Here is an 18,265-nt window from a genome sequence, read left to right on the forward strand (position 1 = left end):
GGCCGCCGCGCGTTCTTCTCGACGCGCGGCGGCCCGTGCAAAGGGGACAGGCACTTTTGCACGGTCGTGCAAAAGTGCCTGTCCCCTTTGCACCCCTTTGCACGCTAGAACTGCGCGAAGCGCGGCTCGCCCGCGCGGGCGAGCTCCTCGCCGTTCGCCAGCTCGCGCACCGAGGACACGAAGCGCGCCTCGTCGCCGGCGCGAAACGCGCAGGTGAGCTGCACGTCCTGCGCGAAGAGCGAGTCGCTCACCTTGCCCCCCGCGTCCGCGCACAGGCGCGTCACGCAGTCGTAGAGCGCGTAGGGCAGCTGCACGGTCACGGGCGTCACGAGCGTCATCTCGACGACCAGGCCGTCCCGCTCGGCAGCCGCCACCGCGGCCTGCGCGGCGGCCGTGTACGCGCGCACCAGGCCGCCCGGCCCCAGGAGCGTGCCGCCGAAGTAGCGCGTCACCACGCAGCAGACGTCGGCCAGGCCCGCTCCGCGCAGGACGTCGAGCACGGGCATCCCGCTCGTCCGGCTCGGCTCGCCGTCGTCCGAGCAGCGCTCGCGCCCGTCCGCCAGGACCCATGCGGGGACGTTGTGGCGCGCGTCGTGGTGGCGCGAGCGGACCTCCGCGACGAACGCCTCGGCCTCCGCCTCGCCCCCGACGTGCGCGAGCTGCGCGATGAAGCGACTGCGCCGGTCCTCGAACTCCCCGCGCGCCTCGGCGCCCCGGGCGAGCGTCAGGTAGCCCTCCCCCGTCACCGCTCGCACCTGAGCAGCTCGGACCCCGCCGAGACCTCGCCCGCGCACACCGGCTCCACCGCGGCGAACGCGTCGGAGTTGGTCACGGTCACGACCACCGTGTCGTCGAGCCCGCGCTCCGCCATGAGCGAGCGGTCGAAGCTCATCACCGGCTGGCCGGCGCGCACGTCGTCGCCCTTGCGGACGTAGGTCCTGAACCCCGCCCCGCGCAGGCGCACGGAGTCGAGCCCCACGTGCAGCAGGACCTCGGCGCCGCACTCGGCGCGTATGAGCAGCGCGTGCTTCGTCTTGACGTCGGCAACCACCGTGCCCGACACCGGGGCGAACGCGACGTCGCCCTCCGCCTTGATCCCCACGCCGCGCCCGAGCATCCCCTGCGCGAAGGCCGGGTCCGCCACGGCGTCGAGCGCCACCACGCTGCCTGCCACCGGGGCAAAGACGGTCTGGGGGTCCTGTGCCACCGTCACCGCGTCGGGCACCTGCCTGCGCGCCCCCGGGAGGGTGCGGCTCAGCTTGTCGAACAGGCCCACGTGACAAACCTTTCCTCGCCTTGCCGCCGGGGGGACGGCGTGCGTGCATTTTTCCACGACGTATTGTAGTCCAAGCGGAGCGGGGCGGGCGAGCCGCGTTTCATGGTAGAATCCTGTCCGCGAGGTGGGCCAGGCGACCGCGGGGCTCCCCGGAGACGGGGCGCCATGAGGAAAGTCCGGGCTCCACAGGGCAGGAAGCCGGCTAACGGCCGGGCGGGGTAACCCGACGGAAAGCGCCGCAGAAAAGAAGACTCCCGCTGGCGGGCACGTCCCGTTGAGGGAAAAGCTGAAACGGTGGTGTAAGAGACCACCAGCGTCGTGGCAACACGGCGGCTTGGCAAGCCCCTTCCGGAGCAAACGCAAATAGGAGCGCCATGGTGTGGCCCGCACCGCGCTCGGGTTGCGCGCTCGAGGCGACCGGAGACGGTCGTCCTAGATAAATGGCCGCCCACGACAGAACCCGGCTTATCGGCCCACCTCGCACCTCCACCCTCCCCGAGCAGGCCCGTCGCGGCCCCTGTCACCGCAGCCGCCGGCGAGAAGAACCTCGGCTCGAACATGTGTCCGGTCCCTGTGCTACCCTGTTCACAAACAGGTGTTCGGGACTGGGAGGCACGATGGACACGCTCGACAAGCTCGCGATCCTCGCCGAGGCGGCGCGCTACGACGCCGCGTGCACCTCGTCGGGGGCGTCGCGCGCCCCGCGCGCGGGCGCGCTCGGGACCGCGCAGCCGGCAGGCTGCTGCCACGCGTTCACGCCGGACGGGCGCTGCGTCACCCTGCTCAAGGTCCTCATGTCCAACGCCTGCAGCCACGACTGCGCCTACTGCGTGAGTCGCAGCTCGGCCTCGTGCGCGCGGGCCACCTTCTCCCCGCGCGAGCTCGCCGAGCTCACGGTCGACTTCTACCGGCGCAACTACGTCGAGGGGCTCTTCCTCTCGTCCGGCGTGCTCGGGACCCCAGACGCCACCACCGAGCGCATGCTGGCGTGCCTGCGCATCCTGCGCAACGACCTGCGCTTCAACGGCTACGTGCACGCCAAGGTCATCCCCGGGACCTCGCCGGAGCTCGTCGGGGAGCTCGGGGTGCTGGCGGACCGCCTCTCCGTGAACATCGAGCTCCCCAGCGCCGCCTCGCTCGAGTCACTCTGCCCCCAGAAGCGCCGCGACGAGGTCCTGCGACCCATGGCCCAGATCCGCGCGCGACGCGCCGACGAGGAGCGGCGCCTTCTCGAGGAGCGGGGGCGCGGCGCGGGAGGGCGGCTCCCGGGTCGCGCCCCCGGGGATCAGCCCGGCCTCCCCGGCCACGCCGGGAGGGGCGGGGCGCGCCGAGCACGGGGCCCGATGCCGCTGCTCGCGGCGGGCTCGGGCTCGGCGCTCGGCCTCACCCTGCGGAGGCGCCCCGTGGGCCCGCGCGGGCGCTCGTTCGCCCCGGCGGGGCAGTCCACGCAGCTCATCGTCGGCGCCACCCCCGAGGACGACAACCGGGTCCTCACGCTCTCGAAGGCGCTCTATGACCGCTTCGACCTGAGGCGCGTGTTCTTCTCGGCCTACATGCCCATGCTCGACGACGCGCGGCTCCCGGACCGCGGCTCGCCCGTTCCGCTCCGTCGCGAGCACCGGCTCTACCAGGCGGACTGGCTCATGCGCTACTACGGCTTCGAACCCTCCGAGCTCGTCACGCCCGAGGAGCCCTGGCTCGACCTCGATCTCGACCCCAAGCTCGCGTGGGCCCTGCGCAACCTGGACCGCTTCCCCGTCGAGGTCATGGACGCGCCGCTCGAGCTGCTGCTGCGCGTGCCGGGGGTGGGCCCGGTCGGCGCGCGGCGCATCGTGGCCGCCCGGGCGCGCGGCCCCGTGACCTTTGACGACCTGCGCGCCCTGCGCGTCACGCTCGGGAGGGCGCGCCACTTCCTCACGTGCGGGGGGCGACGAGACGACCAGAGCCCGCTCGACGCGGAGCTCATCCGGGAGAGGGTGACGAGCGATGCCAGGTCAGGTGCCTACAACTGCAGGAGACGCGAGCTCGAGGGAGGTCAGCTCCGCCTCTTCTGAGGTGGGGCGCATGGTCTCGGCGCTCGCCGAGACGACGAGGCGCTACGGCGTCCTGCTCGCCTGCGAGCCCACGGCCGAGGGAATCGTCGCCTCGGTGGGCGCGGGCTACCTCGCGCACGTGCGGGAGGCCCAGCTCGAGCTCTGTCGCGCCGACGGGTGCCAGCCCCGGCTGGGGCAGGTCGCGCTCGGCCCGCTCGACGACTCCAGCGACGAGGTCGTCGCGCTCTCGCGACGCGTGCTCGTGGGGTTTCGCCGCAGGGCGGGGCGCGAGTGCGCGCGGCGGGCGGTGCTCGCCTGCGCCTCGGACGAGGGGTGCGCGCCGGAGGCGGTCCACCGCTACCTCAGGCTGGGCTTCTCGCGCCCCTGGGAGCTTCACGCCCGCGCCACGGACAAGCGCGTGCTCGCCGTCGACGACCTCGCGCGCCGCGTGCTGGGAGAGGTGGAGCGCACCCGCCAGTTCGTGCGCTTCTCGCACCTCGCCGACGGCTCGTGGGTCGCGGCGTTCGAGCCGGCCGCCAGCACCGTGCCCCTCGTCGCCGACCACTTCGCGCGGCGCATGGGCACCGAGCGCTTCTGCCTCGTGGACCCGCGGCACCACATGGCCGCCTTCCACGAGGCGCGCAGCCCGCGCTGCGCGGTCGTGCGCCTCGACGAGGCGCTCTGCCAGCGCCTGCTCGAGCTCGAGACCGAGGGCCTCGCAGAGGACGAGCGCTACGTCCGCGCCCTGTGGAGGCGCTTCTTCGACCACGTCTCGCTGCCCGGGCGCGGTCCCGGGGAGCGCGGCTACGACCTGCAGTCCCGGCACGTCCCCGCTCGGCTGCGCGGCCGCATGGCCGAGTTCGACCCCCGCTCCGCCGACCCCGGCGGAGCGGCCCCCGAGCGCTACGCGGGCGGCGCCGGGCGCCTCGCGGGGACGGGGGGCGGGGCCTAGGCGGCCGCGGGCGGCGCCTGTGGCGGGACCAAGCGGGCGCGGCATCGATCCCTCAGGAGCTCCACCGGCTCGAGCGTGCCAGAATGCACGGTTTGGCCCCCTCTCTCCCCCCGTTCTGTGCAATATGGCAGACTGTGCGACGTGGCATGCTCGACAACCAAGGAGGCGGGCGACGGGGCGTGGCGTCGCGACAACCGGAGGCTCACGCGGCGACGACGCGATAGCGGACGTGCATCCCCTCGGGCGTCACGAAGTCATCCTCCCCCAGGCCCGGCCGCCACCCCTCGACATGCGCTCGGAAGACGGGTATGCCGTGGACCTTCTCCGGCGCGGGCCCGTAGGGAATCCGATAGAGCTCGATGATCTTCCAGAAGCTCTCGTCATTTCGGACCTCGTCGAGCGAGAAGCGCGCGACCCGCGCGTCGTAGGCGGTTACCCGCGCCTCGCGCCGACGCTCGCCGCGCAGAACGTCATCAAGCGTCATGGCGTCCGAGAACAGCTCGCCGGTGTACTTGATAAGGCCGTCGAGCTCACCAATCGAGGGCCTTCCGTCCTTGCCGAGCCACGAGAAGTCAACGCGAAACCTGCGGCGCTCGTCGAGCGGGTCGACGAGCTCGACCTGGAGCGCCGGAAGCGCGACGCCCCGCTCGATCATGATTGCCCGCGCGACGGACTCCCCTCCGTTCTCGGGACGCGGGTCCGCCCAGCAGCAGGTAGCGAGCACGCGGGCGATGCCTCGACGCCCTCGAAAGTCGCGCCGCATGAGGCTCATGAGCGTCGTGTTGCGCATGCCCGACAGGCGCAGCACCGAGTCGGCGATGGCGAGCGCGTCCGGAAAGTCCATGACGGACATGCAGTCGAACGCGGCCCTCAGCGCCGACGTGACGCGCAGGCCAGCCACGACCTGCGGCTCCTCCCCTTCGATCTGATGGCGGACAATCCGCCCGGAGAGGCGGCGGCCATCGCGCGGCCCGCAGATGACGTGCACCCTGCGCAGCTCTGACCACGAGACCGACAGGCCGTGGACCATCGCGGCCGAGGGACCGCAGAACACCCAGTCGGGGTGGAGGGCGGCGAGCCCGCGCATGAGGTGCAGGCACCGTGCCGGCTGCTTGAGGAGGCGCCAGTGCGCCCAGCGAACGTAGAGGCCGGGCATCGGGGAGATGATTCGCCGCTCGGGATTGTCTCGCACGTGACCCAGCCGCCGCTCGAGAGCGGCGCGGTCGGCGCGGCTCGTCGGGCACAGGCACGATCCGGCCGCCTCGGCACGGGCAAGCTCCCGGGCTATCCTCCGCTCGACTTCCTTGCTCATGGTACCCCCTCCCCCGAAGATGAAAATGCACAGATTCTCTCACGGGCGCCGCTGCCGACGACCACGTCATCGGCCAGCGGCACGAGGGGAAAACACGCCCCTCAGTCGAGCATGCCAAAGTGCACGGCCTAGTCCTCCCGCAACCCTCTCAAAGGGAGAATTGCGTGCGATATGGCATGCTCGTCAGTTTGGGACGTCAGTGCGATTTCGGCGAACGGCACCTGCGCAGGAAGGGTCTCGGGGCAGCGGGGAACACGGGATTGCGGGTGGCGCGGCAGGGGCAAGGGCCAGGCGGCGACGCGGCGGGCGAGTCGAGCATGCCTAGAGACACAGTTCCGCCCCCTCCGGGACCCCGTTCTGTGCAATATGGCAGTCTGGACGATATGGCATGCTCGGCCACCCGGCAGCTCGGCCACCCGACCACCCGGCCACCCGGCAGCCCGGCCACCCGGCCACCCGGCCGCTCGCCAGATCACCCGCAGGCCGCCAACGCGACGCGGCGCGCCCGCCGCGCACGAAGGCGGCCCCGCGCCGGGAAGGCACGAGGCCGCTCGAACTCGCAGTGCGAGGCTCCTAGTCGAGGTCGCCGAAGTCGCCGAGGTTGACGGCGGAGGCGGCGGGCGGCGTCACGGGCGCGGGGGCGGACACCGGCGCGTCGGCGTGCGTGGTGCCGGAGGAGCCGTTGGGAGCGCTCGAGAAGGACACCTGCGCCGGGAACATGGCCTCGGCGTCGTCCATGAAGTGCTGCAGGAGCTTCTTGTACTCGGCGCGGAACTCCTCGCGGGAGGCCTTGAGGCGGTCGATCTCGTCGAGCTCGTTCTGCTTCTCGGCGAGCGCCTGGCGGATGACCTCGCGCGCCTTGGCGTCGGCGTCGTTGCGGATCTTCTCGGCGTTGTCGCGCGCGTCGGCCACGAGCTTGTCGGCGGACTGCTGGGCGACGATGAGCACCTGGGAGATCTGGCGCTCGGAGGCGGTGATGGAGTCGGAGGGCGCCGGGGCGACGGGGGCGGCCACGGTCACGGAGCCGCGCTCCTCGAGGCTGGCGATCTGCGCCTGGGCGGCGGAGAGCTGCTGCTCGGTGGAGGTCAGGCGGCCCTTCAGGTCGGCCATCTTCTTGAACATGGCGTCGACCTCGGTCGCGAGCTGCTCGAGGAAGGCGTCGACCTCCTCGGTGTCGTAGCCGTGCTTGGAGGGAGAGAAGGTCTGCTGTTCGATGTCTGCGGCTGTGATTGCCATTCTTGTTCCCTTTCGCTTCGCAGGGCGCGGGCGCGCCCGCGCAATACAAACCCTAGTCTACAGAATCGCGGTGAGAAGCACCCGCTCAACGAGGCTGAGCACCAAGATTGCAATAACGGGCGAGAAGTCGATGCCCATGAGCGGCGGGACGAATCGCCTGAAGAGGTTGAGGTAGGGCTCCACGAGCGTGGCGATGGCCGCGCGGACGTCCTCGAACAGGCCCGAGCCCGTCCGAGGCACCCACGACAGGATGCACCAGATGACGATCAGCCAGCCGTAGATGTCGCAGAGCCGCTGGATAAGGACGACGAAGTTGAGCATTCCCTACCTTTCGGAGCGTTGTTCGGACGCGACGGCGCGAAGCGCCGACACCCTCATCGTACCCAGCATCACGCCCCGGCAAGCTCTCGCGTCCTGGCGAGCGCCGCGTCGACGGCCTCCTCGGTCCCCTCCACGAGCAGCGGCTCGAGCTCGCGCAGCGCGGCCACCGTCGTGCCACCCGGCGAGGTGACGCGCTCCATGTAGGCGCGCGGGTGGACGCCCTCGGAGAGGAGCTGCTCCGCGCAGCCCAGCATCGTGGTCTCGAGCAGCTCGCGGCACGCCTGCGCCGGCATGCCGGCGCGGACGCCCGCCCGCGTGAGCGCGTCGACGAACAGCGAGAAGAACGCGGGGGCGGTGCCCACCACGGCGCCCGCGGCGTCGAGCTGGTCCTCCCTCACGACGCAGGCGGTGCCGAGGGCCGCGAAGAGCTCGCGGACGAGCTCGACGTCGGCACCGGTCGCGCGGGGGCCGGCGCAGACCGTCGAGGCGCCGGAGCGCACCTGCACCGGCAGGTTGGGCATCACGCGCACGACGCGCGCCGCGGGCAGCGACGCCGCGATTGCGGCGGTGGTGACCCCGGCGGCGATCGACACGACGAGCGTGCCCTCGCAGCAGTCGGCGACCTCCTCCATGACGCTCCCGATGACCTGCGGCTTCACCGCGAGGACGAGCACGTCGGGACCCTCCGCGAGAAGCTCGCGCGCGCTCGCGACGATGCGGGCGCCCAGCGCCGCGAGCCCCTCGGCGCGCGACGGGTCGGGGTCGCACGCGAGGAGGCGGGCCGCCTCGATGGTGCCGGACTCGACGAGGCCGCGGGCGATGGAGCCACCCATGGCGCCGACGCCGACGACGCCGACGGTGACGTCAAGCTGTGCCATGCGCTCCCCCCTAGCGGACGAGGTCGCCGTCGGCGACGAGCTTGTCGATGTCGGCGCGCGTCAGCTCGATGCCGGCCGGGAGCACCGCGAAGACGCGGTCACCGAGCTCGCTGACCTCGCCGCCGATGCCGAAGGAGAGGCCGAACGAGAAGTCGAGGATGCGCTTCGCGGTCTCGATGTTGGTGTTCCGGAAGACGAGCACGACCGGCTGGCCCGTGCGGACGCGGCGAACCACGGTCTGGACGTCGTCGTAGGAGACGGGCTTCAGGACGTAGGGCGGCAGCTGGCCGGAGCTCACGCGCGGGATGGTGCGCGGCCCGAGGTCGCCGGGGGTCGGCGCGGAGACGGGGCGCATGACCGTGGTGGCGTCGTGGGAGGCGGCGGGACCGGGCTCGGGCGCGGGGTGGTAGCTCGGCTGCGGCGTCGGCGCGGGCGCCGGGCGCGCGCTCACCGGGCGACCGGAGCGCGTGTAGACCGAGACGCTCTCCGCCTCGGGGCGCGGGGTGTTGCCGAGCAGCCGCGGGCTCGAGCCGGGGTCGCGGCGGCGCGCGTCGTGCGCGTACCCGCCGGCCTCGCCCTCGTAGCCGTCGCCCTCGTCGTAGTAGTCATCGTCGTAGTAGTCGTCCGACCCGCCGCGCAGGCGGTCCTTGATAGAGTCGAGAAAGCCCATGTTCTTCTCTCCTTCTTCTCATGCGCCGCCGCGCGGCGCGAACTCTCACCTGCTCAGGGCGTAGCCCTGGTCGAACACGCATCGTCCCAGGCGGATGAGGGTCGAGCCCTCCTCCACCGCGACCTCGAAGTCGTCGCTCATGCCGCACGAGAGGGTCGGCAGGGCGAGCCCCGTGCGACCTCGCAGCTCCGCGGCGAGCTCGCGCAGGCCCGAGAAGGTCCGGCGCGCCGCGTCCGCGTCGCGGGCGGGGGCCATCGTCATGAGGCCGAGCACGCGGATGCCCGGCAGCGCCGCGATGCCCTCGGCACCGGTGCGCGCCTCGTCGGGCGAGAGGCCGGACTTGGTCGCCTCGCCGGAGACGTTGACCTCGAGCAGGACGTCGGCCACGATCCCGCGCGCCACGCAGCGCGAAGAGATCGCCTCGGCGAGGTGGGCCGAGGACACGGAGTGGATGAGCGCGGCGCGGCCGATGACCTGGTTGATCTTGTTCTTCTGGAGGTTGCCGATCATGTCGAAGCGCGCCCCCGCCATGTCGGGCTCGCCGGAGAGCGCCTCGAGCTTGCGGACCAGCTCCTGGGGGCGGTTCTCGCCGAACGCCGACCAGCCCGCCCGCTTCGCGAGCAGGACCTCCTCCGGCCCGACGGTCTTGGAGACCGCGATCGCCTCGACCTCGCTCGCGTCGCGGCCCGCGCGAGCCGCCGCGCGCGCCACCCGCTCGAGGACCTCCCGGCGCCGTTCGCCCAGGAAGGACTCGTAGGAGAAAACGTCGCTCATAGACCCCTCGCCTCCCCGTTGACGTCGCCCGCGCGCATGCACGCGAGCGCCCCGTGCCGGCCGCAGGACCCGCCCTCGGCGCGGTACGAGAAGAACCTGTCGGTCGAGCTCGCCGTGGACGCCGCGCACCAGGCGACGGCGTCGGGGGCGACCCCCTCCTCCTCGAGCGTCAGAGCGATCGCGCGCGAGAGGTCGAGCCGGCGCCCGCGGACGACCTGCGGGCCGAACTCGGACGCGAAGCTCGCGGCGAGCTCCTCGGAGACCTCGTAGTCGTCCACGAGGACGTGGGGGCCCACGTACGCGCGCACGTCCTCGGCTGCCGCCCCCGTGGCCTCGCAAAGCGCGCGGACGGTCGCGGCCGAGATCCTCGCCATCGTGCCGCGCCAGCCGGAGTGCGCCACGGCGAAGCCGCCCGGCGCGACGAGCACCACCGGGACGCAGTCCGCGAAGCACAGCAGCACCGGCACGTCGCGCGCCGTGCACACCACGGCGTCCGCGCCGGCCTCGGCCTCGCGCTGGGCGGCGCGGACGGACGCGTCATCGGAGGAGGTCACGCCGACCACGCGCGCGCCGTGGACCTGGCGCGGGCAGACGAGACGCCCGGCGAGGTCGCCGGCGCCGATCGCGGCGAGGGCGCGGCGGCGGTTCTCGGCGACCGCGGCGGGGTCGTCCCCGCACGAGGAGCCAAGGTTGAGCGAGGCGAAGTCTCCCCTCGACACGCCGCCCGTGCGCTCGGTGAAGGCGAACGAGACCCCGCCCCCGACGCGCGCGTCGGTGAGCAGGGTCACGCCGCCGACCTGGTGTCTCTCGAGGGCGGGCATCGCTAGATGCGGCTGCGCTTCAGGAAGTCGGGGATGTCGAACTCCTTGTCGTTGGAGGACGAGGAGCGGCTCGTGGACGGAGCGGGGGCCGGGGCCGGGCGCGAGGCCGGCTGGGCAGCCGGGCGCGAGACGGGCATGGACATGGACGGCAGCGTCTGCTGGACGTTGGCGTCGCTGAAGCCCGTGGCGATGACGGTCACGCGCACCTGGTCGCCCAGGGACTCGTCGACGACGGTGCCGAAGATGATGTTGGCCTCGGGGTCGACGTTCTTGGCGACGAGGTCCGCGGCGTCGTTGATCTCCTGGATGCCGAGGTCCTTGTTGCCGGCGATGGAGAGCAGCACGCGGGTGGCGCCGTCGATGGAGCTCTCGAGCAGGCGGCTGGAGATGGCCTCCTCGGCCGCGTCGGTGGCGCGGTTGTCGCCGGAGGCGATGCCGATGCCCATCATGGCCGTGCCCGCGCCCTTCATGATGGTGCAGACGTCGGCGAAGTCGAGGTTGATGAGGCCCGGGACCGTGATGAGGTCGGTGATGCCCTGGGTGCCCTGGCACAGCACGTCGTCGGCCATGCGGAAGGCCTCAAGCATGGTGGTCTTCTTCTCGGAGAGGTCGAGCAGGCGGTCGTTGGGGATCACGATGAGCGTGTCGACGTTCTCGGAGAGGTTCTTGATGCCCTCCATGGCCGAGCCGTAGCGCTTGCGGCCCTCGAAGGCGAAGGGCTTGGTGACGACGCCCACGGTGAGGGCGCCAACGTCGTTCTTGGCGATGTCCGCGACGACCGGCGCGGCGCCGGTGCCGGTGCCGCCGCCCTCGCCAGCGGTGATGAAGACCATGTCGGAGCCGGCGAGCGCCGCCTTGAGCTCGTCGCGCGAGTCCTCGGCCGCCTCCTTGCCGACCTCGGGGTTGGCGCCGGCGCCGAGGCCCTTGGTGATGTCCGTGCCGATGTGGACCTTGATGTCGGCGTCGGAGATGGCGAGCGCCTGGGCGTCCGTGTTGACGGCCACGAACTCGACACCGCGAATCCCCTCCTCGATCATGCGGTTCACGGCGTTGGTGCCGCCTCCGCCCACGCCCACGACCTTGATGACGGCGAGGTAGTTGTTGAGGGTGTCGGTGTCCTTGATCATCGTGTCCTCCTCGAAGGGCCTTGGCTCCAGTGCTCCTACGTTTCTGTGTCTGTGCTCGCCGCGGCGTCAAAACCCTAAAGCTCAGGTTAACCTCAACGCTTTGGATTAAGCGACGTATATTGGCACACTTGAGGGTCCGCCGTCAAACAGTTTGGCGAATTCGTGGAGTTCCCAGCTCAGAGGGGCTACCGTTTACCGAAAAAGCCTCAGCCTAAGGGTCAGGGTCGAGGGTCTGGCCCGCTCCCGAGCGCGCTCGCCGCGCCCCGGGAGTCGCGGCGGGTCACCCCTCGGAGGGGGTCCCCGAGCCGTCCGAGGACTGCCCGTCCGCGGATGCGCCGTCCGAGCCGGCGGCGCCGTCGCCGGAGGCGTCACCCTCGGCGGAGCCGGACGACCCGTCCGCCGACGACACGTCCGAGCCCTCCGACGTCGCGTCGGCGCCGGAGGAGGACACCACGCCCGAGCCCTCCTGGACCGTCTCGGACCCCACCGACCGGAAGGACGCGCCCTTCTCGGTGGGGACGTGCACGTCGATGTAGAAGACCGACCCCGAGGGCTGCTCCGCAAGGATCCGCTCCACGAGCGCCTGCTTGGTGGAGATGTCGGTCGGCGCGCCGAGAAGGACCTCGACCCCGCTCTGCAGCGTGCAGGTGATGGCGTCCTCGCTCGGGGCGGAGAAGCTCACAATCTGGGACGCGAAGTCGTCGGAGAACCCCTCGCGGAAGGCCTCGACCGCGGCGAGCACCCCGTCGGTCGCCTCGGAGCCGGCGACCGGCGAGACGGTGGCGGGAACGTCGGTGATGAGCAGGCACCCGTCGGAGAGCGCCTGCGCGAGGGCGGCGTCGTTGACGGACTGGCCCTCCGCCGCCTCGACGCTGGTCGGCTGGATCCAGGCGCCCGCGTCGCCCAGGTACCAGGCGATCGACCCCGAGCTCATGACCACGAGGGCGTCGACCGCCTGCTCCCTGATCGTCATGCGGAGCGTGTGTGGGAACACACGCTCGAAGTCGGCCCCCGCGACCCACGGGTCCCTCTTGAGCGCCTGCTCGATGGACGAGAGGTCGACGTTGAGCAGCGTCGAGCCCGCGGGCACCTTCACGAGGTTCTGGATGTCCTGCTCCGTCACGTGGGCGGTGGGCTCGACCTCGACGGAGTCGATGGAGAAGACCGACGAGTCACGCAGCGCGAAGAGCGCGACGGCCGCCACGAGCAGCAGCGCGGCGACGGCGCCGGCCACCACGAGAACGAGGCGCAGCGCCTGGCCGCGCTGGTGGCGCTGCCGGCGCTCGCGTCCGTCCCGCGCGGGCGCGCCGCCGCGGGCACGGCCGAGCACGCGCCCGATCGAGCCCGCAGCCGTGGCGACGCCGCCCACCGCGGCGGCGCGGGCGGGCGAGGCCGCGGACGGGCGGGATGCCGCCCGCAGGGTCCTTCTCGCCTGGTTGCGCGGTGCCGGCCCCGAGGGGGGCGCGGAAAGGGGCGTCCTCTGGCGCCTGGTGGGGCGCCTGCCGTCGTCGCGTGCCATGCGAGGCCCCCTACGCCCCGAAGCCGAGCAGCTTGACCTCGCACGCGAGGTCGATGCCGTAGCGCTCGCGCACCGCGTCGTGGGCGCGCGAGATGAGCGCGATGACGTCGGCGGCCGTGGCGCCGCCGCGGTTGACGATGAAGTTGGCGTGCTCGGGGGAGATCTGCGCGCCGCCGTGGGTGGCGCCCTTGAGCCCGCAGGACTCGATGAGGATCCCCGCGGAGCGCCCGGGCGGGTTGCGGAAGACCGACCCGCAGCTCGGCGCGCCGAGGGGCTGGACCTCGCGGCGCCTGCGCAGGCGCGCCTCCATGTCGGCGGAGATCTCGGCGCTCGGGCGCGGCTCGAGGTCGAGGGTGGCCTCGAGCACGATCTCGGAGGTGGGGATCGAGGTGGCGCGGTAGCCCCACGTCACGTCGGCGCCGCCGTAGCGGTGCAGCCCCTCCCCGGGTCGCAGGACCACGAGGTCGCGGACGCGCCGGCCGATCCACTCGTCGCGCGTGCCCGCGTTCATGGAGACGGCGCCGCCGAACGTGCCGGGAATGCCGACGCACGGCTCGAGGCCGGAGAGCCCCGCCTTGAGGGCCTCGTTGACGAGCCGGGACAAGATCGTGCCCGCACCGGCCGTGACCGAGCCGTCGTCGCCGAACGAGATGCGCGAGAACTCGCCGTCGAGCACGATGACGCAGCCCTCGTAGCCGGCGTCCGACACGAGCAGGTTGGAGCCTTTCCCCACGATGACCCACTCGACGCGCTCCGCGGCGAGCACCGAGATCGTCCTCGCGAGCGCAGCGTAGCTGTGGCAGGCGACGAACAGCGCCGCCGGGCCGCCGATGCGATAGGTGGTCCGCCTCGAGAGGCGCTCGTCGCGCAGGACGTCCGCGTCGATGGCGCCGGAGAGGGTCATGTACGCGTTGAATACGCTCACTTGTCGCGACCGCCCTCGCGCTCGCGCATGGCAGCGATGAAGTCGGGGCCCACGGTGGTCACGTCGCCGGCCCCCTGCGTGATGAGCAGGTCGCCGGGGCGGCAGGTCTCGCAGAGCCCCTCGATCAGCTCGCGGCGGCTCGGCACGTACGCGACGTCGGCGACGTGGCCGTCGGCGCGCACGGCGTTGGCGACGGTCTTGCCCGAGACGCCCGGGATGGGCATCTCGCCGGCGGAGAAGACGTCCATGACGCGCAGGACGTCCGCGCTGTCGAAGGCGCGGCCGAACTCCTTGGCGAGGGCCTGCGTGCGGCTGTAGCGATGGGGCTGGAAGACGCAGACGATTCGCTTGAAGCCGAGGTCGGCGGCGGCGCCGAGCGTGACGGAGATCTCGGTGGGGTGGTGGCCGTAGTCGTCGACCACGGTCACGCCCGCGACGTCGCCCACGTGCGTGAAGCGCCGGCGCGCGCCGCGGAACTCGCTCAGGGCGGCGGCGGCCGCGACGGGGTCGAGGCCGAGGGCGTCGGCGACGGCGATCGCCGCGGTGGCGTTGGCCATGTTGTGGCGGCCGGGGTTGGAGCTGATGGTCACGCGCACGTCCTTCTCGCCGCCGGGGAGGCGCACGGAGAAGGTGCTCGCGAGGGCATGGTGGGAGTCCTCGGGCAGGCAGACGTAGTCGCAGGAGGGGTCGAAGCCGTAGGTGAGCACGTGGCGGCCCGTGGAGCGGGCGAGCTCGACGTAGCGGGGCACGTCGCCGTTCACGACGACGGTGCCCTCCTCGCCGACGAGGCCCATGAAGGTGCAGAAGGTCCGCTCGATGTTCTCGAGCGTCCCATAGTGGTCGAGGTGGTCGGCCTCGATGTTGGTGACCACGACGACGCTCGGGTCGAGGTAGAGGAAGGACCCGTCGGACTCGTCCGCCTCGCAGACGAAGTGCTCGCCGGAGCCGTTGCGGCCGTTGGTGCCGTAGCCCTCCACGACCCCGCCGATGAGGAAGGAGGGGTCGAGCCCCATCTTGTCGAGCATCGTGGCGACCATTGAGGACGTGGTGGTCTTGCCGTGCGTGCCCGCCACCGCGATGGTGCGCTGCGTGCCCGAGAGCCACGAGAGCATCTTGGCGCGCGGCCAGATGGGGATGCCGAGCTCGCGGGCGCGCACGACCTCGGGGTTGGTCTCGGGGATGGCGGTGGAGGTGACGACGACCTGCGGCATGGCCTCGTCGATCGTGGCCGCGTCGTGGCCGACGCGCACGGGAATGCCGGCGGCCTCGAGCTCGCGGACGTAGTGGGAGCTCTTGAGGTCGCTGCCGGTGACGCGGCAGCCGCGCTCGTGCAGCACGAGGGCGATGCCGCTCATGCCGGCGCCGCCGATGCCGATGAAGTGGGCGCTCGTGACGTTCTTGATGTCGTCGTTCTTGTCGACCATGAAACCGCCTCCGACGGGATTTTCCATGACACCCTACTCTATCCCAAAAGCAGGCGTCCTGCGTCGGCTCCCCAAAACCCCCGCGAGCGAGGCCGCCCCGCGTCGGGCGCGGCGAGAAGTACGTGCGGGTTGCGGACGGTTCTGGGCCGGATTCCGTCCGCAGCCAGCACGTACCCCAGACACGTGCGGGTTGCGGACGGTCTGCGGGCCGGTTCCGACCGGAACCCGCACGTACCCCAGACACATGCGGGTTGCGGACGGTCCGAGGGCCGATTCCGACCGGAACCAGCACGTACCCCAGGCAGGCCGGCTAGGCCCGCGCCGCGCGCTCGACCTCGTCGGCGAGCGCCGCCGCGGCGTCGCTGCCGCCGAGCCCCCGGGCCGCGGCGCGCATCTCGTCGCGCCGCGCCGGGTCGTCGAGCAGCCCGAGCAGGGTCTCGGCGAAGACGGGCTCGTCGAGCCGGTCGTCCGCGACGAGCGCGGCGGCACCGGCGTCGGTGAGGAAGCGGGCGTTGGTGGTCTGGTGGTCGGCGGTGGCGCGCGGGTAGGGCACGAGCAGGCTCGGCACCGCGAGCGCGGCGATCTCGGCGATCGACGACGCCCCGGCGCGGCTGACCACGAGGTCGGCCGCCGCGAGCGCCTCGCCCATGTTCGAGATGTAGGGCATGACGCGCCAGCGCAGCTGCTCCTCGGGCGTGAGGGCGAGGTCGCCGACCGTGTCGTCGAAGCCGTCGGCCCCCGTCGAGTGCACCACGACGAGCCCCTCGCGGGAGAGCAGCTCCCCCTTGAGGCGGCAGACCGCCTCGTTCACGTGGGCGGCCCCGAGCGAGCCGCCAAAGACGAGCAGCATCGTCTGCCCCTCGCGCACGCCGAACGCGGCGCGCCCGGCCTCGCGGCTCGCCGCGACCACGCTCCTGCGCACGGGGTTGCCCGTGAGCACCACGCCGCGCGCGGGGCGCCGCTCGCGCTCGAACGCGTCGCGCGCCGCCGGCACCGAGATGCACACCTCCTCCGCGTGCGGGGCGAGCGCCTTGTTGGCGAGGCCCGGCACGGAGTTCTGCTCGTGCAGCAGGTACGGCACGCCCATGCGATGACAGCAGTTGAGCAACGGCATCTCGACGTAGGCGCCAAAGCCCACCGCCACGTCGGGCGCCCCCGAGGCGCAGAAGCGGCGCGCGATCTGCGACTGCGCCCGGCGCATGCGGGCGAGCGAGCTCACGAGCGTCCAGGGCCGCGCGCGGTCGAAGCCGCTCACCACCACCGGGACGAGCTCGAAGCCCGCCTCGGGCACGAGCCTCCCCTCGAGCTTGGCGGTCTGCCCGAAGAACGTCACGTGGTGGCCGCGGTCGCGCAGCTCCTCCGCGAGCGCGAGCGCGGGGTTGATGTGCCCGGCCGTCCCGCCCGCGGCGATGACGACCTCGAGGTCCCTCTTGTCCATGTGCCTCCCCTATCTCCTGCCCCTCGGGCCGCCGCGACGGTCGCGCAGCCGCTCCGACGCGCTCGGCCCGAGGTCGATCCTTCCGCGCTGCCCCCTGCCGGTCGTGCCGCGACCGGGCGCGCCCCTGCCTGACGAGCCGCGACCGGAGCGCCCGGAGCCGCCCTCCATGACGGTGAGGCCCCCTCTCGCGCCGCCGCGGGACCCGGCCGGCCCGCCGCTCCCCGCACGCCGGCCGACCGCGTCGTCGCGCCGGGGGCGCTGCGAGCGGGCGACGGGCTCCCCGACGAAGGAGAGCCCCGCGTCGTAGCCGCCCGGCTCGCCCGGCGCGACCTGCCACGAGCGGCGCATGCCGTCGTGCGAGGTCTCCGGCAGCCTCGAGTGGATCGAGACCGAGAGGATCAGCCCCACGAGCATGAGGCTCGCGATGATCGACGAGCCGCCGTAGCTGATGAAGGGGATCGGCTTGCCCGAGAGCGGGAAGATCCCGAGCACGCCGCTGACGTTGAGCAGCATCTGGATGACCACGAGCGAGGTGCACCCGGCCGCGAGCAGCCGCCCCGAGAGGTCCGGGGCGTAGCGCGCGATCTGCAGGCCCGCCCAGAGGAAGACCGCGAACCCCGCGAGCACCCCGAGCGTGCCGACCAGCCCGCACTCCTCGCCGATCACGGCGAAGATGAAGTCGTTGTGCGCCATGGGCAGGTAGGAGTACTTCTGGCGCGAGAAGCCCAGCCCAACGCCGAACAGCCCGCCCGACCCGAAGGCGTAGAAGCCCTGCAGGATCTGGTAGCCGCTGCGGAAGGGGTCGGACTCGGGGTCGAGCATCGTGAGCAGGCGCTGGCGCGAGTAGTCGTCCTTGAGCGAGAGCGCGAGAAACGCCGCCACCCCCAGGAACAGGACGATTCCCAGGTAGGCGCGCGGCACGCCCGCGAGGTAGCCCATCACGATGATCGTGAGGCCCAAGACGAGCGTCGAGCCCTTGTCGGGCTGGATGATGATGAGCAAAAGCGGCAGGCCCACGCCGGCCGCGAGGAGCTTGAGGAACCCCCACCAGTCGAGCGTGCCGCGCTCGAAGTAGCTCTCCGCCAGGTTGGCCGCCGTGAAGACGATGGTGATCTTGGCGAACTCCGACGGCTGCAGGTCGAAGAAGCCGAGGTTGATCCAGCGGGTGGCGCCCATGTCGTTGTCGGTGCCCGCCACGATGACGAGCGCGAGCAGCAGCGCCGTGACGATCCAGATGGGGACGAGGAAGCGCTGCACCCAGATGTGGTAGTCGAGCACGGCGAGCGCGAGGGCCGCCACGAGGCCCACCGCGAGGAACATGAGCTCGCGCTTGAGGTAGTAGGCGGCGTCACCCGTGTCCGCGAGCGCGGTCACCGACGAGGCCGAGTAGACCATGAGCACGCCGAAGGCGACGAGGATCCCCACACAGAGCGCAAGGACGATCCGCGGGCGCATGAAGCGCTCGGGCACGCCGAGCACCGTGCGCTCGCCGCCCGCCCCCCTGTCGCGCCGCGCGGGGCGGCCCGCCACCGCCTGGGCTGCCTGACGGTACGCCATGG

At 72.2% G+C, this 18,265-nt stretch carries 17 protein-coding genes and 1 other RNA gene; 3 read left to right on the forward strand and 15 right to left on the reverse strand.

Annotated features, from left to right (window positions below; translation table 11 throughout):
* Positions 1–104 precede the first annotated feature (104 nt).
* Both BQ7106_RS03785 and BQ7106_RS03790 read right to left on the reverse strand, forming a co-directional pair.
* Positions 105–746, reverse strand: coding sequence for an IMPACT family protein (locus tag BQ7106_RS03785; RefSeq protein WP_072371465.1), 642 nt, complete (start codon positions 744–746; stop codon positions 105–107).
* Complete coding sequence (locus BQ7106_RS03790) at positions 743–1,276, reverse strand: PTS sugar transporter subunit IIA (protein ID WP_072371468.1); 534 nt, start codon at positions 1,274–1,276, stop codon at positions 743–745. The genes BQ7106_RS03785 and BQ7106_RS03790 overlap by 4 nt, the downstream gene beginning before the upstream one ends.
* Before the next feature lie 121 nt (positions 1,277–1,397).
* On the opposite strand from BQ7106_RS03790, the gene rnpB reads away from it, so the two are divergent.
* From rnpB to BQ7106_RS03805, 3 genes are all read left to right on the forward strand, one after another.
* An RNA gene (gene rnpB, locus BQ7106_RS03795) (RNase P RNA component class A) lies at positions 1,398–1,760 on the forward strand.
* Between the two features lie 133 nt (positions 1,761–1,893).
* Positions 1,894–3,330 carry a putative DNA modification/repair radical SAM protein gene (locus BQ7106_RS03800; RefSeq protein WP_072371471.1) on the forward strand — a complete coding sequence of 479 codons (1,437 nt, stop codon included), beginning with the start codon at positions 1,894–1,896 and terminating at the stop codon, positions 3,328–3,330.
* Positions 3,331–3,340: 10 nt separating this feature from the next.
* Positions 3,341–4,261 (forward strand): TIGR03915 family putative DNA repair protein, encoded by a 921-nt coding sequence (locus tag BQ7106_RS03805; RefSeq protein ID WP_072371475.1) that lies wholly within the window; start codon positions 3,341–3,343, stop codon positions 4,259–4,261.
* 202 nt (positions 4,262–4,463) lie between these two features.
* Here BQ7106_RS03805 and BQ7106_RS03810 read toward each other — a convergent pair whose 3' ends face one another.
* From BQ7106_RS03810 to ftsW, 13 genes are all read right to left on the reverse strand, one after another.
* Positions 4,464–5,573 carry a hypothetical protein gene (locus tag BQ7106_RS03810; RefSeq protein ID WP_072371478.1) on the reverse strand — a complete coding sequence of 370 codons (1,110 nt, stop codon included), beginning with the start codon at positions 5,571–5,573 and terminating at the stop codon, positions 4,464–4,466.
* A 573-nt stretch (positions 5,574–6,146) separates the two neighbouring features.
* The gene (locus BQ7106_RS03815) at positions 6,147–6,809 is read right to left on the reverse strand and encodes a DivIVA domain-containing protein (protein ID WP_072371481.1); all 663 of its coding nucleotides are present in this window, start codon (positions 6,807–6,809) and stop codon (positions 6,147–6,149) included.
* Between the two features lie 57 nt (positions 6,810–6,866).
* Positions 6,867–7,130, reverse strand: a complete 264-nt coding sequence (locus tag BQ7106_RS03820) for a YggT family protein (RefSeq protein ID WP_072371484.1) — start codon at positions 7,128–7,130, stop codon at positions 6,867–6,869.
* Positions 7,131–7,198: 68 nt separating this feature from the next.
* A complete protein-coding gene (gene proC / locus BQ7106_RS03825; RefSeq protein ID WP_072371487.1) occupies positions 7,199–8,008 on the reverse strand; it encodes a pyrroline-5-carboxylate reductase in 810 nt (269 codons plus the stop codon).
* Between the two features lie 10 nt (positions 8,009–8,018).
* The gene (locus BQ7106_RS03830) at positions 8,019–8,678 is read right to left on the reverse strand and encodes a cell division protein SepF (RefSeq protein ID WP_072371491.1); all 660 of its coding nucleotides are present in this window, start codon (positions 8,676–8,678) and stop codon (positions 8,019–8,021) included.
* A gap of 45 nt (positions 8,679–8,723) precedes the next feature.
* The gene (locus tag BQ7106_RS03835) at positions 8,724–9,452 is read right to left on the reverse strand and encodes a YggS family pyridoxal phosphate-dependent enzyme (protein ID WP_072371494.1); all 729 of its coding nucleotides are present in this window, start codon (positions 9,450–9,452) and stop codon (positions 8,724–8,726) included.
* The gene (locus BQ7106_RS03840; protein ID WP_338064442.1) at positions 9,449–10,240 is read right to left on the reverse strand and encodes a purine nucleoside phosphorylase YfiH/LACC1 family protein; all 792 of its coding nucleotides are present in this window, start codon (positions 10,238–10,240) and stop codon (positions 9,449–9,451) included. The genes BQ7106_RS03835 and BQ7106_RS03840 overlap by 4 nt, the downstream gene beginning before the upstream one ends.
* A 35-nt stretch (positions 10,241–10,275) precedes the next feature.
* Positions 10,276–11,400, reverse strand: a complete 1,125-nt coding sequence (gene ftsZ / locus BQ7106_RS03845) for a cell division protein FtsZ (protein ID WP_205407661.1) — start codon at positions 11,398–11,400, stop codon at positions 10,276–10,278.
* Positions 11,401–11,680: 280 nt separating this feature from the next.
* Entirely contained in the window at positions 11,681–12,919 is a 1,239-nt protein-coding gene (locus tag BQ7106_RS03850; protein ID WP_072371501.1) for a cell division protein FtsQ/DivIB, read from the reverse strand.
* Between the two features lie 10 nt (positions 12,920–12,929).
* Entirely contained in the window at positions 12,930–13,844 is a 915-nt protein-coding gene (murB, locus tag BQ7106_RS03855; protein WP_072371504.1) for a UDP-N-acetylmuramate dehydrogenase, read from the reverse strand.
* The gene (gene murC, locus BQ7106_RS03860; protein WP_072371507.1) at positions 13,841–15,268 is read right to left on the reverse strand and encodes a UDP-N-acetylmuramate--L-alanine ligase; all 1,428 of its coding nucleotides are present in this window, start codon (positions 15,266–15,268) and stop codon (positions 13,841–13,843) included. Before murC ends, murB begins: the two co-directional genes overlap by 4 nt.
* A 310-nt stretch (positions 15,269–15,578) precedes the next feature.
* Entirely contained in the window at positions 15,579–16,706 is a 1,128-nt protein-coding gene (gene murG / locus BQ7106_RS03865; RefSeq protein ID WP_072371510.1) for an undecaprenyldiphospho-muramoylpentapeptide beta-N-acetylglucosaminyltransferase, read from the reverse strand.
* A 9-nt stretch (positions 16,707–16,715) separates the two neighbouring features.
* Positions 16,716–18,263 (reverse strand): putative lipid II flippase FtsW, encoded by a 1,548-nt coding sequence (gene ftsW / locus BQ7106_RS03870; protein WP_072371513.1) that lies wholly within the window; start codon positions 18,261–18,263, stop codon positions 16,716–16,718.
* Positions 18,264–18,265 lie beyond the last annotated feature (2 nt).

This window comes from Thermophilibacter mediterraneus, from assembly GCF_900119385.1.
Taxonomy (GTDB): Bacteria; Actinomycetota; Coriobacteriia; order Coriobacteriales; family Atopobiaceae; genus Thermophilibacter; species Thermophilibacter mediterraneus.

Bases quoted from the DNA above. Each gene is read 5' to 3' on its own strand.
- BQ7106_RS03800 (WP_072371471.1), top strand. From the start codon at position 1,894: ATGGACACGCTCGACAAGCTCGCGATCCTCGCCGAGGCGGCGCGCTAC.
- BQ7106_RS03805 (WP_072371475.1), top strand. From the start codon at position 3,341: ATGGTCTCGGCGCTCGCCGAGACGACGAGGCGCTACGGCGTCCTGCTC.
- BQ7106_RS03810 (WP_072371478.1), bottom strand. From the start codon at position 5,573: ATGAGCAAGGAAGTCGAGCGGAGGATAGCCCGGGAGCTTGCCCGTGCC.
- BQ7106_RS03815 (WP_072371481.1), bottom strand. From the start codon at position 6,809: ATGGCAATCACAGCCGCAGACATCGAACAGCAGACCTTCTCTCCCTCC.
- BQ7106_RS03820 (WP_072371484.1), bottom strand. From the start codon at position 7,130: ATGCTCAACTTCGTCGTCCTTATCCAGCGGCTCTGCGACATCTACGGC.
- proC (WP_072371487.1), bottom strand. From the start codon at position 8,008: ATGGCACAGCTTGACGTCACCGTCGGCGTCGTCGGCGTCGGCGCCATG.
- BQ7106_RS03830 (WP_072371491.1), bottom strand. From the start codon at position 8,678: ATGGGCTTTCTCGACTCTATCAAGGACCGCCTGCGCGGCGGGTCGGAC.
- BQ7106_RS03835 (WP_072371494.1), bottom strand. From the start codon at position 9,452: ATGAGCGACGTTTTCTCCTACGAGTCCTTCCTGGGCGAACGGCGCCGG.
- ftsZ (WP_205407661.1), bottom strand. From the start codon at position 11,400: ATGATCAAGGACACCGACACCCTCAACAACTACCTCGCCGTCATCAAG.
- BQ7106_RS03850 (WP_072371501.1), bottom strand. From the start codon at position 12,919: ATGGCACGCGACGACGGCAGGCGCCCCACCAGGCGCCAGAGGACGCCC.
- murC (WP_072371507.1), bottom strand. From the start codon at position 15,268: ATGGTCGACAAGAACGACGACATCAAGAACGTCACGAGCGCCCACTTC.
- murG (WP_072371510.1), bottom strand. From the start codon at position 16,706: ATGGACAAGAGGGACCTCGAGGTCGTCATCGCCGCGGGCGGGACGGCC.
- ftsW (WP_072371513.1), bottom strand. From the start codon at position 18,263: ATGGCGTACCGTCAGGCAGCCCAGGCGGTGGCGGGCCGCCCCGCGCGG.